This is a genomic window from Qipengyuania huizhouensis (assembly GCF_019711635.1).
GTDB classification, from domain to species: domain Bacteria; phylum Pseudomonadota; class Alphaproteobacteria; order Sphingomonadales; family Sphingomonadaceae; genus Qipengyuania; species Qipengyuania huizhouensis.
The window spans coordinates 14,034-29,423 of the sequence record NZ_JAIGNT010000005.1; the positions used below are offsets into that span (position 1 = coordinate 14,034).

Below are 15,390 nucleotides of genomic sequence, written 5' to 3' on the forward strand. Positions count from 1 at the left end.
CGGGGTGAGCGGTTCGGCTTACCCCGCCCTTTCCTCAACGAGGCACCAGTGTCAGCAGGGTGCAAGTGCCCGGGCGCCGGGCTCGCCAAGCCAGCGCATCTTCGTTCCCCAGACCTTTTCGATACGTTCGGCGGACAGTGCCTTTTCCGGTACGTCATCCTCTACAAGCTGGCCCCGGTCGAGGACGAGGACGCGGTCCGCATGATTCATCGCGATGGCGAGATCGTGCAGGACCACGACGACCCCTGATCCCCTGGCAGCGATGCCTTCCATATACCGGGTAAGATGGAACTGGTGCGCCAGGTCCAGCGCGGCAAGCGGTTCGTCGGCCAAAATCCAGTCGGGCTGCCCAGCCAGCACCCGTGCCAGCAATACCCGTGCCTGTTCGCCGCCCGACAGGGCCTGCGCCCGCCGCTGCTCGAACCCTGTCAATTCAAGCGCTTCCAGCGCCGCATCGACAGGGCCGGGCAATGTGTCGCGATGCGGGATGCGGCCCAGCTCGACGATGCTTCGCACCGTCACATCCCAGGCAATCTCCGGGGCCTGGGCCAAATACCCGATGCGCTTGGCGCGATCCGGCAGCTGAGGTAGCGGCTGGCCGTCGAGGGAGACCTGCCCCGCATCGATGTGCAGCAAGCCTGCCAGAGCCTGTAGCAGAGAGGATTTCCCGGCGCCGTTAGGACCGCAGATCGCGGTGATTTCGCCCGGTTTCAGCTTGCAGCTAATCTCGCTCAACCTGTTTGTCAGTGAGATCGCAGAGGCGTCGAGCGTCATGCCAGCCCCCTTCTCATGCGCAGCAGCAGCCAGAGGAAGAAAGGTGCTCCAAGCAGGCTGAGTGCGATGCCCAGCCGCAGTTCGGTCACTAACGGCAGGATGCGCACAAGGCTGTCCGCAACAAGAACGAGCAATGCACCGGCAAGCGCGCTTGGCACGATCAATTGCGAAGGTCTCCTGTCGGTCAGGGGGCGGACGAGATGCGGGACGATCAGGCCAACGAAGCCGATGATCCCGGCTACCGCTACGCCGGCTCCGACGGTCAGTCCGATGCCGAGAATGAGCAGCCAGAGCAGGCGCGAAGTGTCTATCCCCAGCGACCGGGCAACCGGCTCGCCCAGCGTCAGCGCATCGAGCGAGCGCCCGGTGCGCCAGAGCAGCAGCACGCCAAGCGCTACCAGCGGCCCGGAGAGCCAGACTTCGCGCCAGCTGCGGTCGGTCAGTGCGCCGTTGAGCCACAAGACGATCTCGCTCATGGCGAAGGCATTCGGCGCCATGCTGATGGCAAGCGCAGTCAATGCCCCGGCGAGGCTCGCCACCATCAGGCCCGCGAGCGTGAACAAGGCAATCCCGCCCGTCCGCCCGGCAATCGCAGCCAGCAGTGCCATGGCCCCGCCCGCGCCGATCAGCGCGAAGAGCGGCAGCAGCCACGCGCTCGCCGTATAGCCGAACCAGAGTGCCACCACCGCGCCCAGCGCCGCGCCGGGGGCGATGCCGAACAGGCCGGGATCGGCCAGCGGATTGCGGAGGTAGCCCTGCATCGCAGCGCCAGCCGCGCCCAGTCCGCCGCCCACGATGACAGCGAGCACTGCGCGCGGGAGGCGGAGTTCGCCCAGGATCAGCGCGGCATTGGGAGTGGTCGCCGGGTCCAGCCACACACGGCCAGCCAAGAGAGAAAGCGGCAGGGCCAGCGCGAGCAGCAGGGCGAATACGAATGTAGCGCGGTTCACGAGACTGTGTCCCTGATCGTTTTCAGTCGCCGGGCAGCGCGGATGATCGTGGGCCCGCCGCAATAGATAAGTCGCGTGTCGAAATCTGCCCGGGCCATGCCATCGACCTCGTCCAGAACCGGGTGCCGCTGACCCGCCTCGCTCCCGGCGACCAGCAGCACTTGCGGTGGATCGGCGACGACCTGCTCGAGCGAGAGATAGTCCGCCTGTGCCATGCCGCGCGCCTCGGAATAGCTGGCAAACCCCGTGCGCCGCAGCAGGTCGCTCACCAGCGAGGCTTCACCGGGCACGATTCCGCCGGGCTGCCACAGCGCAGCTTCGACAGGCTCTGCGGTGTCCGCCACTTCCGAAAGAGCCAGCTCTATCTGCTCTACCAGCCTTTCACCCTCCCGGTCGTTCTCCACCAAAGCAGCGAGTTCGCGGATCTGGGCAATGCTGGACGCAATATCCGCAGTGCCCCCGAAGGTCACCACGCGGAGACCGAGATCCTCCAGCGCGGCGCGGGTAGCGGGCGCGATGAAAGTGCTCGCCACGACCACGTCGGGATCGAGCGCGAGCACTTCTTCAACGGTGCCGCCGGTCGCGGGAAAGCGCGCGGCGTCCTCCACCGACATCGAACTTGCCCGCGGGTCCTTGCTGTAGTGCGAAATCGCCAGCAACTGCCCCGGCTCGGCCACTTCGGCGAGGATCGCGTCGGCGCAGGGGTTGAGGCTGACGACCGTCGGGCGATAGTCCGGAGAACTGCGCCCCGGCCCCGCCCCCGCACAACCGGCGAGCAGCAGGGCCAGAACGGGCAGCAAGCGGATCACATCTTCGCCCGTATTCCGCCGAAGACGCCGCGCCCGGCGGTGCCATAACCGGCAACTGTCTGGTATTCGGTGTCGAAGACGTTCTCGACCCTTCCGAACAATTCCAGATTGTCGCCGATGTCGAACGATGCGCGCACATCGAGCAGCTCGTATCCGGCCAGCCGGTTGGTGTTCGCAGCATTGTCCCAGCTCGGGCCGACGATACGCAGGTCCGCGCCAAGGCCGAGGCCGAAGCTGCTTTCCCAGTCGGCGTAAATGGTCCCGAAATGGTCGGGCCGACGCGCAAGGTCCAATCCGGTCGTGCGGTCTTCCGCCTCGACATAGGAGTAGATGCCCGCAAGGCGCAGGCCGGGTGCCAGGTCGATACCCGCCTCGGCCTCGATACCCTGCGCGCGGGCTTCCGCCGTGTTGAGATAGACGCCCGATGGCCGGTCGGAGGTGAAGCCGAAGCCGATCAGATTGTCGCTATCACGGCGATAACCGGTGAGCGCGAGGTGGAGGCCCGATCCGCGCTGGCCCTTTTCCACGCCCAGATCGAAGCTGGTGCTTTCCTCGGGCTCCAGATCCTCGTTTCCGTAGAATGACAGAAGCTGGTAGAGCGTGGGTGCCTTGAACCCTTCGCCGACACTCGCGCGCACGCGCCAGTCGCCTGCGAGACCATAGCTCAAATCGCCGCCGAAACTGGTCTGCGAACCGAACAGTTCGTGGTCGTCAATGCGGGCCCCGGCATGTGCCGCGAGATTGCCCATGACCCAGCCGAGCTGCGCATAGGCGCCGCTGATTTCGGTTTCGGCAGCATTGTCGAAACTGGTGACGAAGCTGGTCCATTCGTGATCGCCGCCGAAAGCCAGCGATAGGCCGCCGAGCAGGCGGTATTCGCCGCGCAGCGAGAGCCGCTCCGAATGGCCGTCGCTGCCGAAGGTCTCCGCGCCGTCTCCATCGCGATTGCTGCGCTCGGTATCCGACAGGCTGTAGGCCGCACGCAGGGTCAGGTCGTTGCCGTAATAGGCAAGACCCACGTCGCCCCAATAGCGCGTGGTTTTCTGCATGTCGTCGCTATCGGCAGGGCTGAAATCGGTGGAGGAAAAGCCGTCGATCTCGACCTCGCCTTCGGCGAAATTGGCGTGAGCAAAGGCTTCCAGGCTGGGCGTAAGGTTGACGAAGGCGGTCGAGCCGATGGCGAATTGCTGAGAGCCGTCGGCTTCCGTCCCCGATGCGGCGGCGGAAAATCCGTCCGTCTCGTACCATGACGACGTCAGGCCGAAAAACACATCGTCATTGCCTGTCCCGGCGGCGGCGCTGGCGAACAGCGTGTCACGCGCGCCATATTCGACGCTGCCGGTCATGCCGCGTTCGGTGCGGGTGGAGATATCGACCACACCGCCCACGGCTTCCGAGCCCCAGATGGTGCTGTTCGAGCCGCGCAGGACATCGATCTTGCCTGCCGTCCCGAGCAGGAGATTGCCGAAATCGAACCCGCCCGAGGGGCTGGCCTGATCGGCCACGCGCACGCCGTCGACCAGTACCAGGAGCTGGTCCGCATTCGCGCCGCGAACATTGACGCTGGTCACCGTGCCCACCGGCCCGCTGCGCGAGAAGGACAGCCCCGGCACCCGGGCCAGCGCATTGGCCGGATCGGCGCCTTGGAGCGTCGCGATCTCCTTGCGGTCGATCACGGTGATGGACTGGCCGGTGTTGCGCAGGTCCGTTCCCAGACCGTTGGCGGTCACGGTGATGACGGATTCGCTGGCGGGCTGCGGCGTGTGAACATAGGCTTCCTCGCCGCTCGGCTCAGGCTCGCCCTCGGCGTCCTGGCGCTCGATGATCTCGGCCAGCGCTTCTTCGCTTGCAGTCTGCGCATGCACGGTTGCAGGAACCGCCGAAGCGGTGAGCAAAAACAGGTACTTGTACACAATTCCTCCTATCACGAACGAACGCCGCTCATGACGGGAGGAAGTCTGGATCGACTCCGTCCCCGCTTGCCATCGGTACACCCCGCCCGCGGCCGAACGACTGGTACAGGCAGGTCTCCTGGCTCCCGGATCATCGGCCCTGCTCCACCTTCCCGCTTTCGCAGTGGCACCTCGGAGCGCGCCTAGCCGGTTACAGTTGCGGGGGCAGCCGCGGTATCGCACCGCGTTCCCTTGACCCGTACCAATGCGCGCCCTCTAGCCATGCGATGGCCGAAGGACAAGACGCTTGCATGGTTCTCTCCAACCGGCCTCGCAGATCGACGCCGCTCCGTAATAGCACCGGCAGAACCTTTAACATCGTGGCAAGCATGCTGTGGAACGGATGTTTAGCGAGACCGCAGTATAAGGTACCTCAGCCGGAGCGCTGGATCAGCCAGCGGCCACCACGGGGAGCATGATCGAAATGACCGTCCGTTTTGCGTCTGCGCGCTGCGCCGTGCGTTCGCCCCTTGCCAGGGTCCTGAGCCGAGGAAAAATCGGTGCGGTCGCAAACGATAGTGCGGGACGAGAGGCCCGGGAGATCATGAGCGACACGACGAAGGCTGCTTTGCGCCATTTTGCCGAACACGGGCTCCGCGCCGTTCCGGTCGCCCTGAACAATGCGACCCTGGCGGCCTCGGCAGCCCAAGAGGAAGACTATCGCCACTGGGTGGGCATCGCCCGTGAACTCGACGCAGGCGCTGCGGCAAGGTTCGAAACTTTGCGCCGTCCGGTCGAGGATCGCCTGATCGGCTAATCGTTTCCTCCGGTCGCAAGTCCGGTTCCATCCAGACCCGCATCGGGTATCTTTCCGGGCGCCGGGGAACCTGTGCGGCTGCCCAGACGTCTACCCATCAAGGACAACCCTCAAACAGTCTAATGCTACTGCGAACTATTTGCAAAGATAGTTCGCCGATGGTTGGTCTTTGCGGTTGCATTCCCTTCATCCCAAGCCTAGGTCGCCTCCCGAACACCGGGCGCGCGTACCCACGCGGGACTTACGTGCGCCATAGCGGTCCAGGCATTACGGTCCCGCGACGCTCGGAAGGACGCATCCCTAATGGCACGCAAGAAGATCGCGCTTATCGGCTCCGGCATGATCGGCGGCACCCTCGCCCATCTCGCCGCGAAGAAGGAAATGGGCGACATCGTCCTGTTCGACATCGCCGAAGGCATGCCGCAGGGCAAGGCGCTCGATCTCAGCCAGTGCGGCCCGATCGAAGGCTTCGACGCGAAGATCACCGGCACGAATGATTACGCCGATATCGCGGGCGCAGACGTGGTGATCGTCACCGCCGGCGTGCCGCGCAAGCCCGGCATGAGCCGCGACGACCTGCTCGGCATCAACCTCAAGGTGATGAAGGCGGTCGGCGAAGGCATCAAGAACAACTGCCCCGATGCATTCGTGATCTGCATCACCAACCCGCTCGACGCGATGGTGTGGGCACTGCGCGAATTCAGCGGACTGCCGCACAACAAAGTCGTCGGCATGGCCGGTGTGCTCGACAGCGCGCGCTTCGCAACCTTCCTCGCCTGGGAATTCGACGTTTCGGTGAAGGACGTGAACGCCTTCGTGCTCGGCGGCCACGGCGACACCATGGTCCCCGTCACCAGCTACACCACGATCAACGGCATCCCGGTGAACGACTTCGCCAGGATCAAGGGCGTATCGGCAAGCCGCATCGACGAGATCGTGGACCGCACCCGCAAGGGCGGCGGCGAAATCGTCGGCCTGCTCGGCAACGGCTCCGCCTATTACGCCCCCGCTACCAGCGCCATCGCCATGGCCGAAGCCTATCTCGGCGACACCAAGCGCATCCTTCCCTGCGCCAGCTATGTCGAAGGCAAATACGGCCTCGACGGGCTCTATGTCGGCGTCCCGACGATGATCGGCGCGGGCGGCACCGAAGAAGTGATCGAAATCGAATTGTCGGACGAGGAAAAGGCCAACCTCAAGGTCTCGACCGACGCGGTCGAGGAACTGTTGGAAGCTTGCAGGGACTTGGATAGCAGCCTTGCTTAAGCGCGTCGCCGCTAGCGCAGCACTCGTTGCCCTTGTCGTTGCCCCGGCCAACGCGGAAATGCGCGTGGCCGAACTCGGCGAAGTTTACGAGAGCTACAACGATTGCTTTGCGGTCACGGAGAGCGGCGCCCTTGCCCCCGACGCACTCGTTGCCAAGGGCTGGCAGCGTGCCAGCATGTCGGATAGCAAAGGCAAAGCAATAGGCGATGGACCGATTATTTTCGGTAATCCCGAACGGGCGCCCATCATCATGCTAAGCGCCCTCGAGGGCGACGGTGTTTGCGTCGTGATTGCCAGAATCAAGAATTCGAAGGCCTTCGATCAATTCAAGTCCGCTTGGGGCGACCAGCTCCCGAAACCGGACAAGAATGGTCAAATAACCTTCTTCGCAGAAGGCCGGGCTGTGCAGATGGCCCCGACCGGCTCCAAACAAAAACCTAGCCTGCGCCTTGTCGTAGGGACCCGCATGGAGAGCAATTGATGTCCATCCTCGTAGACAAGAACACCAAGGTCATCACGCAGGGGATGACCGGCGACACCGGAACCTTTCACACGCAGCAGGCGCTCGATTACGGGACGCAGATGGTTGCGGGTGTGACACCCGGCAAAGGCGGCACCACGCACATCGGCCTGCCGAACTTCAACACCGTGCGCGAAGCGAAGGCCGAAACCGGCGCGACCGCTTCGTGCATCTACGTCCCGCCGCCCTTCGCCGCTGACGCGATCTGCGAGGCGATCGATGCCGAGATGGAACTGATCGTCTGCATCACCGAAGGGATTCCGGTGCTCGACATGGTCAAGGTCAAGGCCGCGCTCGAAGGTTCCAAGTCGCGCCTGATCGGCCCGAACTGCCCCGGCGTTCTCACGCCGGATGAATGCAAGATCGGCATCATGCCGGGCAACATCTTCAAGAAGGGCAGCGTCGGCGTGGTCTCGCGCTCGGGCACGCTGACCTATGAAGCCGTCCACCAGACCACTATGGTCGGCCTCGGCCAGACCACCGCGGTCGGCATCGGCGGCGATCCGGTCAACGGCACCAACTTCATCGACGTGCTCGATCTCTTCCTCGACGACGACGCTACCAAGTCGATCATCATGATCGGCGAAATCGGCGGCAGCGCGGAAGAAGAAGCGGCCGAATTCATCAAGGAACAGGCCGCCAAGGGCCGCCAGAAGCCGATGGTCGGCTTCATCGCGGGCCGCACGGCGCCTCCGGGCCGCCGTATGGGCCATGCCGGTGCGATCGTGTCGGGCGGCCAGGGCGGTGCGGACGACAAGATCGCTGCGATGGAAGCCGCGGGCATCCGCGTGTCGCCCTCCCCCAGCGAACTCGGCACGACGCTCGATGCGATGCTGAAGGAACTGGCGTAACCGCCAAACGCTCCTTCTCCATGAGGACTGACAATGGGTAACGAGAGCCAGAACTTCCTGCCCGAAATGGGCGACCAGGAAGGCCCGCAAGCCGGACCTAGCTGGGGCAACCCCCGCTGGCTGGCAGAGGTGGTCGACAGCGGCGCGGATCTGACCGCGGCGCTCGATCCCACGCAGATGCGGCTTGCGGTCGCGCAGGCATCCGAAAAGGCCGGCAAGCCGACCGATCAGAAGGCGATCGCGCAGGCTGCCGACGACAGCATCCGTGCGATGCTGCTGGTCCGCCTTTACCGCGTGCGTGGGCACCTTGCGGCCGATCTCGATCCGCTTGGCCTGTCGCACCGCGATATCCCTGAAGACCTGACGCTGGAATGGCACGAATTCGCCGGGCAGGAGGACCGCGAGGTCTATGTCGGCGGCGTGTTCGGTTTCGAATGGGTCACGGTGGGCGAGCTCTACCGCGTGCTGCGTGAGACCTATTGCGGCAAGGTCGGCCTCGAATACATGCATATCTCGGATACCGAGGAACGCAGGTTCCTGCAGGACAAGTTCGAGACGCCCGAGGATACGATCCAGTTCACCGAGGAAGGCAAGCGCGCCATTCTCGCCGCCGTGATCCGCGGCGAGCAGTACGAGAAGTTCCTCGGCAAGAAATACGTCGGCACCAAGCGTTTCGGCCTCGATGGCGGCGAGAGCATGATTCCCGCACTTGAAGCCGTGATCAAGTACGGCGGCCAGCTCGGCGTGCGCGAGATCATCTACGGCATGGCCCACCGCGGCCGGCTGAACGTCCTCGCAAACGTTATGGGCAAGCCCTACAAGGTCATCTTCCACGAATTCTCGGGCGGTTCGTCCAACCCCGACGATGTCGGCGGCTCGGGCGATGTGAAATACCACCTCGGCACCAGCACCGACCGCACCTTCGACGGCATCGATGTGCATATGAGCCTCGTGCCCAACCCCAGCCATCTGGAGGCGGTGAACCCGGTCGTGCTCGGCAAGACCCGCGCGCAGCAGGCTATCCGCGACGATCTGAAGCAGCACGAGCAGGTGCTGCCGGTGCTACTTCACGGCGATGCCGCCTTTGCCGGACAGGGCATCGTGTGGGAATGCCTCGGCTTCTCCGGCGTGCGCGGCTACAATACCGGCGGCTGCCTGCACTTCGTGATCAACAACCAGATCGGCTTCACCACCAGCCCGCAGTTCGCTCGCAGTTCGCCCTACCCCTCCGATGTGGCCAAAGGCGTCCAGGCGCCGATTCTCCACGTCAATGGCGACGATCCCGAAGCGGTGACCTTCGCCTGCAAGCTGGCAATCGAATACCGCCAGACCTTCGGCCGCGACATCGTGATCGACATGTGGTGTTATCGCCGTTTCGGCCATAACGAAGGCGACGAGCCGAGCTTTACCCAGCCGCTGATGTATTCGCAGATCCGCAACCACCCCAAGGTGAGCACGATCTATGCCGAGCGGCTTGAGAAAGAGGGCGTGATCGAACCTGGCTATGGCGACAAGTTGAGCCAGGAATTCAACGCGCATCTCGAGGAAGAATTCGCCGCCGCTAAGGACTACAAGCCCAATGAGGCCGACTGGTTCGGCGGTCGCTGGGCCGGCATGAACAAGCCGGCCGATCCGGAAACCGCGCGTCGCAACGTGGAAACCGCGATCGACAAGAAGCTGTTCGACAGTCTGGGTCGGACGCTGACCACCGTCCCCGAGGGCATCACGATCCACAAGACGCTCGGCCGTGTACTCGATGCCAAGCGCGAAATGTTCGCCAGCGGCGAAGGGTTCGACTGGGCGACCGGCGAGGCACTGGCCTTCGGTAGCCTCGTGACTGAAGGCTTCGGCGTGCGCCTGTCGGGTCAGGATAGCGGTCGCGGGACTTTCAGCCAGCGTCACGCCGTCTGGGTCGACCAGCTGGACGAACACAAATACATCCCGCTCACCACCCTCCCCCATGGCAAGTTCGAGGTCTATGACAGCCCGCTGTCGGAATACGGCGTGCTCGGCTTCGAATACGGTTTCGCCATGGCGGACCCGAAAAGCCTCGTGATGTGGGAAGCGCAATTCGGCGATTTCGCCAATGGCGCACAGATCATGATCGACCAGTTTATCGCTGCGGGCGAGGTCAAGTGGCTGCGTGCGAACGGTCTCGTGCTGTTGCTGCCACATGGCTATGAAGGCCAGGGGCCGGAACATAGCTCGGCACGCCTCGAACGCTTCCTGCAACTGTGCGCGAACGACAATATCCAGGTCTGCAATATCACCACGCCGGCGAACTATTTCCACGTTCTCCGCCGCCAGATGTTGCGCCCGTTCCGCAAACCGCTGGTCATCATGACGCCCAAGTCGCTGCTGCGCCACCCGCTGGCGAAGTCGAATGCCGAAGACTTCATGGGCGACCATCACTTCATGCGCATCAAGTCGGACCTGACCAGGATCGACGACAAGAAGGTCCGCCGACTGGTGCTGTGCAGCGGCAAGGTGGCTTACGACCTGATGCAGCGGCGCGACGAGGCAGAACTCGATGACGTGTCCATCGTCCGGATCGAGCAGCTTTACCCCTTCCCGGGCGAGCCTCTCGCCGTGCGGCTCGAACGCATGCCCAATCTGGAAACCATCGTCTGGTGCCAGGAAGAGCCCAAGAACAACGGCGCATGGTTCTTCGTCGATCGCCTGATCGAAGAAGCCGCAGACAAGGCCGGCAAGAAGGGCATGCGTCCCTGCTATGCCGGACGCGAAGTGGCTGCTTCGCCCGCCACTGGCTTTGCCAGCCGCCACCAGGTCCAGCAGGAAGCGCTCGTCAATATTGCGCTCGGGCTCAATGGCGGCGATGTCCCCAACGTCCGCAGCGATTGCAACTGATCGAGGCCTGAAGAGGAAACCGAATACATGGCCACCGAAATCAAAGTCCCCACGCTCGGTGAGAGCGTTACCGAAGCCACCATCGGCGAACTGCTGAAGAGTGTCGGCGACAGCGTGGCAGTGGACGAGCCGATCGTCAGCCTTGAAACCGACAAGGTGGCCGTCGAAGCCCCCTCGCCGGTTGCCGGGGTGATCAAGGAATTCAAGGTCGCCGTGGGCGATACCGTCGAAGTCGGCGCAGTGCTCGCCATCGTCGATGAAGATGCTTCGGCAGCCAAATCCGCCGACGAACCCAAGGCAGAAACACCCGACGCAGGTGCGGAGAAGGCCGCACCGGCACAGGCCAAGGAAGCAACCGCTTCCGACAGCTCGCAGACGCTTTCGCCAGCGGTCCGCCGCGCAGTGCTCGAACACGGGGTCGATCCCTCGACCATCAAGGGCACCGGCAAGGACGGCCGCCTGACCAAGGAAGACGTGATTGCCGCCGCCAAGGTGAAAGGCGATACGCCTGCCCCGGCGCCGACCTCTTCCGCTCCCGCACCGGCCCCTGCCGCAACGGGAGAACGCCGCGAGGAACGCGTCAAGATGACGCGCATGCGCCAGACGATCGCCAAGCGGCTCAAGGGCGCGCAGGACAATGCCGCGCTGCTCACCACCTTCAATGATTGCGACATGAGCGCGGTCATCGAAGCGCGCGAGAAGTACAAGGACCTCTTCGCCAAGAAGCACGATATCAAGCTCGGCTTCATGGGCTTCTTCGCCAAGGCCGCCTGCCTCGCGCTGAAGGACGTGCCTTCTGTCAACGCCTATATCGAAGGCGAAGAGATCGTCTATCACGACTATGTCGATATCTCGGTCGCCGTGTCGGCTCCCAACGGCCTCGTCGTCCCGGTTATCCGCGATGCACAGGACAAGGGCTTCGCGCAGATCGAGAAAGACATCGCCGACTTCGGCAAGCGCGCCAGGGATGGCACGCTGACGATGGAAGATATGAAGGGCGGCACCTTCACCATCTCCAACGGCGGCGTGTTCGGATCGCTGATGAGCACCCCGATCATCAACCCGCCGCAGAGCGCGGTGCTGGGGCTCCACCGTATCGAAGACCGCCCGGTCGTAGTCGATGGCGAAATCGTTATCCGCCCGATGATGTATATCGCCCTGTCCTATGACCACCGCCTGATCGATGGCCGCGAAGCGGTTACGGCGCTGAAGATCATCAAGGAAGCGATCGAGGATCCGACCCGGATGCTGATCGATTTGTAACGTTAACACCAACCCCGCGCTCCTGCGAACGCAGGAGCCCAGAGTGGAGAAGCACATCGCGACCAGGCTGGGTCTACATCCTCGCCAACCGGCGCAACGGCACGATCTACCTCGGTGTCACGAGCAACCTTGCTCACCGGCTATACCAGCACCGCGAAGGATCGTTGGCCGGATTTGCAAAGGAGCACGGTTGCCACATTCTCGTCTGGTTCGAGCGGCATGACGATTTGCAAGATGCGCGGCAACGCGAATTGAGAATGAAGAAATGGAAGAGGGCGTGGAAGCTTGAACTGATCGAGAAGGACAATCCGCAATGGCGGGATTTGGCCGACAAGATCGAACACTGACGCCCTGGGCTCCTGCTTGCGCAGGAGCGCGAAAATTCGGAAGGTGAATATGGCTGATTACGACTACGACGTCCTTGTCATCGGCTCCGGCCCCGGCGGCTATGTTGCCGCGATCCGCGCTGCACAGCTGGGCCTGAAGACCGCCTGCGCCGAAAGCCGCGAGACGCTGGGCGGTACCTGCCTCAACGTGGGCTGCATCCCGTCGAAGGCGATGCTCCACGCGTCCGAATTTTTCGACGCCGCATCGAACGGCACAATGGCCGACATGGGCATCGAGGTCACTCCCAAGCTGAACCTCGACAAGATGCACGACCAGCGCCGCGATGCGGTGAAGGGCCTGACCGGCGGTATCGAATTCCTGTTCAAGAAGAACAAGGTCGACTGGAAGAAGGGTCATGCCACCTTCCAAGATGCGCACACCGTCAAGGTGGGTGACGAAACGGTCACCGCCAAGGACGTGATCATCGCGACCGGTTCCTCGGTCACCCCGCTGCCGGGTGTCGAAGTGGATAACGACAAGCAGGTGGTGGTCGATTCCACCGGCGCGCTCGAACTTGCCTCCGTGCCGAAGAAGATGGTCGTTATTGGCGGCGGCGTGATCGGGCTCGAACTCGGTTCGGTCTGGCGCCGTCTTGGCGCCGAAGTGATCGTGGTCGAATACCTCGACAAGCTGCTGCCCGGTATGGACGACGATGTCCGCAAGGAAGCAGCCAAGATCTTCAAGAAGCAGGGCATGGAACTGCGCCTGTCGACCAAGGTCACAGGTTGCACCGTCAAAGGCAAGAAAGCCACACTTACGCTCGAACCGGCTGCTGGCGGTGACGAGGAAACGCTCGAAGCCGATTGCGTGCTGGTCTCGATCGGGCGCCGCCCGAATACCGACGGTCTCGGCCTCGACGCCATCGGCCTCGAAACCAACAAGCGCGGCCAGATCGAAACCGGTCACGATTTCCGCACCAAGGTCGACGGCGTGTGGGCGATCGGCGATGTCGTCCCCGGACCGATGCTGGCCCACAAGGCCGAAGACGAAGGCATCGCCTGCGCCGAGAACATCGCCGGGCAGACCGGCATCGTGAACCACGATGTCATCCCCGGCGTGGTCTATACCTGGCCCGAATTCGCCGGTGTCGGCCTCACTACCGAAGAAGCCATCGAGAAGATGGGCGGCGACAAGGCCAAGGTGAAGGTCGGCAAGTTCCCGATGATGGCCAACAGCCGCGCCAAGACCAATCACGAGCCAGACGGTTTCGTGAAGGTCATCGCCGAAGCCGAAACCGACCGCGTTCTGGGCGTGTGGTGCATCGCCAGCGTTGCCGGTACGATGATCGCGCAGGCGGCGCAGGCGATGGAATTCGGTGCCACCAGCGAGGATATCGCCTACACCTGCCACGCTCACCCGACCCATTCGGAAGCGATCAAGGAAGCGGCGATGGCAGTTCAGGGAAAACCGATCCACATCTGATCCTCCGGCGCCGAAAGAGGGCAGTGGCAGGGGACGGTTCACCTGATGGGCGGCCCCGTCAGGCTATCTGCGAGACCAGAGGGGTGTCCTACCGCGATAGGCGGCGTTATTCCCTCCCCTGAAGTCACGTGTAGCCTGGGGCAGGTTATTTTGGCTCAGGACAGTGTAACACCCGGTCCATGTCTCCCCGAATCGGGACGAGAAAGTCGGGAGGAAACATGGGCATGAACTTTCCAGTGCTGACCAGCCAGCCGGGAGCCTTGGAAACCGCAGCGATGATCGCGCGCGGGGAACTCTCCCCGCCTGAGGTGGTGGACGCGGCGATTGCGCGGATCGAGAAGCTGGATGCGCATATCAACGCGGTGGTCGTGTGCGATTTCGAGCGCGCCCGGGACACGGCGCAGGCGATGGCCCGCACAGGCGCTGGCAAGGACCAGCCTCTTTTCGGCGTCCCCATGACCATAAAGGAAAGCTTCGATATTGCGGGGCTCCCAACATGCTGGGGTCACGAGGAATTCGCCCGCAATATCGCCAGCGCCGATGCCCGCGTCGTGCGCCTGCTCAAGCAGGCTGGCGTCATTTTCCTGGGCAAGACCAACGTCCCGCCCGACCTTGCCGACTGGCAATCCGCCAATCCCGTCTATGGCCGAACCCACAACCCTCATGATCACGAGCGTTCGCCCGGCGGTTCTTCCGGCGGTTCTGCAGCGGCGGTCGCCAGCGGGATGGTGCCTTGCGAGTTCGGCACCGATATTGGTGGATCGGTGCGCGTTCCGGCGCATTTCTGCGGCGTCTGGGGGCACAAGACGAGTTGGGGCTTGATCAGCAAGCAGGGTCACGAACATCCGCTGATGGCCGGTCGCGGCGCGCATGACGGGGCTCTATCGATTGCGGGACCGCTGGCACGTGGCGCCGCCGACCTTGCCGCCCTGCTTCGAATCACCGCCAGCCTGCCGCTTCCGGAGCGCAAGAAGCCGCTCAAGAATTGCCGTCTGCTCGTGATCGCGGAGCACCCGTCCTGCCCTACCGACAGCGCGGTGCGGACTCTGATGGAGCAGGCCGCCACCGCCCTGGAATCTGTCGGGGTCGGGGTAGATCGGGCGAGCGACCTCATACCCGATCTGGAACGCCAGCACGGCGATTACATGCGCATGCTCAATATCGCGATGGCACGCGGCGCTCCGGCGAAAGATGGCAAGCGGGCCAGCGCAACCGACTGGTTCGACTTGCTGGACAAGCAGGCTCGCAATGAACTGGCATGGGAGCGCCTGTTCGAAGATTACGATTTCATCCTCGCCCCGCCTGCCCCGGTCCTCGCCGTCCCGAACAGCAAGACGCGCGTGTTCGACGGCACACTCGAGATCGATGGCCGGGACGTTCCCGGCGCGGCGGGCCTCTGCTGGGCCGGCCTCGCAACTTTCCCCAACCTGCCCTCGACTGTCCTGCCCATCGGCGAAAACGGCGGCCTTCCCTGCGGAATGCAGGTGATCGGCCCGCGTTGGTCAGACTTTGCCTGCATCCAGGCCGCGGAAGAGATCGGCCGGGTCTTGCACTCCTGAGCGCAAGTGCCC

Annotated in this window: 13 protein-coding genes and 1 riboswitch; of the genes, 9 read left to right on the forward strand and 4 right to left on the reverse strand. The window is 63.6% G+C overall.

Annotated features, from left to right (window positions below; translation table 11 throughout):
• Positions 1-51 precede the first annotated feature (51 nt).
• Genes K3180_RS06065 through K3180_RS06080 form a run of 4 tightly spaced genes read right to left on the reverse strand, consistent with a single transcriptional unit; the run spans position 52 to position 4,446 of the window.
• Positions 52-774 (reverse strand): ABC transporter ATP-binding protein, encoded by a 723-nt coding sequence (locus K3180_RS06065; RefSeq protein ID WP_221539040.1) that lies wholly within the window; start codon positions 772-774, stop codon positions 52-54.
• Positions 771-1,724, reverse strand: coding sequence for a FecCD family ABC transporter permease (locus K3180_RS06070; RefSeq protein WP_221539042.1), 954 nt, complete (start codon positions 1,722-1,724; stop codon positions 771-773). Before K3180_RS06070 ends, K3180_RS06065 begins: the two co-directional genes overlap by 4 nt.
• Entirely contained in the window at positions 1,721-2,533 is an 813-nt protein-coding gene (locus tag K3180_RS06075) for an ABC transporter substrate-binding protein (protein WP_221539044.1), read from the reverse strand. Before K3180_RS06075 ends, K3180_RS06070 begins: the two co-directional genes overlap by 4 nt.
• Entirely contained in the window at positions 2,530-4,446 is a 1,917-nt protein-coding gene (locus K3180_RS06080; RefSeq protein WP_221539046.1) for a TonB-dependent receptor plug domain-containing protein, read from the reverse strand. The genes K3180_RS06075 and K3180_RS06080 overlap by 4 nt, the downstream gene beginning before the upstream one ends.
• A gap of 91 nt (positions 4,447-4,537) precedes the next feature.
• Positions 4,538-4,701: riboswitch (cobalamin riboswitch) on the reverse strand.
• 328 nt (positions 4,702-5,029) lie between these two features.
• On the opposite strand from K3180_RS06080, the gene K3180_RS06085 reads away from it, so the two are divergent.
• The 9 genes from K3180_RS06085 (at position 5,030) to K3180_RS06125 (ending at position 15,378) form a co-directional block, all read left to right on the forward strand.
• Positions 5,030-5,242, forward strand: coding sequence for a hypothetical protein (locus K3180_RS06085; protein WP_221539048.1), 213 nt, complete (start codon positions 5,030-5,032; stop codon positions 5,240-5,242).
• A gap of 303 nt (positions 5,243-5,545) precedes the next feature.
• Positions 5,546-6,508: a malate dehydrogenase gene (gene mdh, locus K3180_RS06090; protein ID WP_221539051.1), complete on the forward strand. Its 963-nt coding sequence runs from the start codon at positions 5,546-5,548 to the stop codon at positions 6,506-6,508.
• The gene (locus K3180_RS06095; protein WP_221539053.1) at positions 6,501-6,989 is read left to right on the forward strand and encodes a hypothetical protein; all 489 of its coding nucleotides are present in this window, start codon (positions 6,501-6,503) and stop codon (positions 6,987-6,989) included. The genes mdh and K3180_RS06095 overlap by 8 nt, the downstream gene beginning before the upstream one ends.
• Positions 6,989-7,879: a succinate--CoA ligase subunit alpha gene (gene sucD, locus K3180_RS06100; RefSeq protein WP_221539054.1), complete on the forward strand. Its 891-nt coding sequence runs from the start codon at positions 6,989-6,991 to the stop codon at positions 7,877-7,879. Before K3180_RS06095 ends, sucD begins: the two co-directional genes overlap by 1 nt.
• Positions 7,880-7,912: 33 nt before the next feature.
• Complete coding sequence (locus K3180_RS06105; protein WP_221539055.1) at positions 7,913-10,747, forward strand: 2-oxoglutarate dehydrogenase E1 component; 2,835 nt, start codon at positions 7,913-7,915, stop codon at positions 10,745-10,747.
• Between the two features lie 27 nt (positions 10,748-10,774).
• On the forward strand, positions 10,775-12,010 hold the full coding sequence (gene odhB / locus K3180_RS06110; RefSeq protein ID WP_221539056.1) for a 2-oxoglutarate dehydrogenase complex dihydrolipoyllysine-residue succinyltransferase: 1,236 nt from the start codon (positions 10,775-10,777) through the stop codon (positions 12,008-12,010).
• 77 nt (positions 12,011-12,087) lie between these two features.
• Positions 12,088-12,357, forward strand: coding sequence for a GIY-YIG nuclease family protein (locus K3180_RS06115; RefSeq protein WP_221539333.1), 270 nt, complete (start codon positions 12,088-12,090; stop codon positions 12,355-12,357).
• Positions 12,358-12,406: 49 nt separating this feature from the next.
• Positions 12,407-13,819 carry a dihydrolipoyl dehydrogenase gene (lpdA, locus tag K3180_RS06120; protein WP_221539057.1) on the forward strand — a complete coding sequence of 471 codons (1,413 nt, stop codon included), beginning with the start codon at positions 12,407-12,409 and terminating at the stop codon, positions 13,817-13,819.
• 224 nt (positions 13,820-14,043) lie between these two features.
• On the forward strand, positions 14,044-15,378 hold the full coding sequence (locus tag K3180_RS06125; protein ID WP_221539058.1) for an amidase family protein: 1,335 nt from the start codon (positions 14,044-14,046) through the stop codon (positions 15,376-15,378).
• The last annotated feature ends 12 nt before the right edge of the window (positions 15,379-15,390 follow it).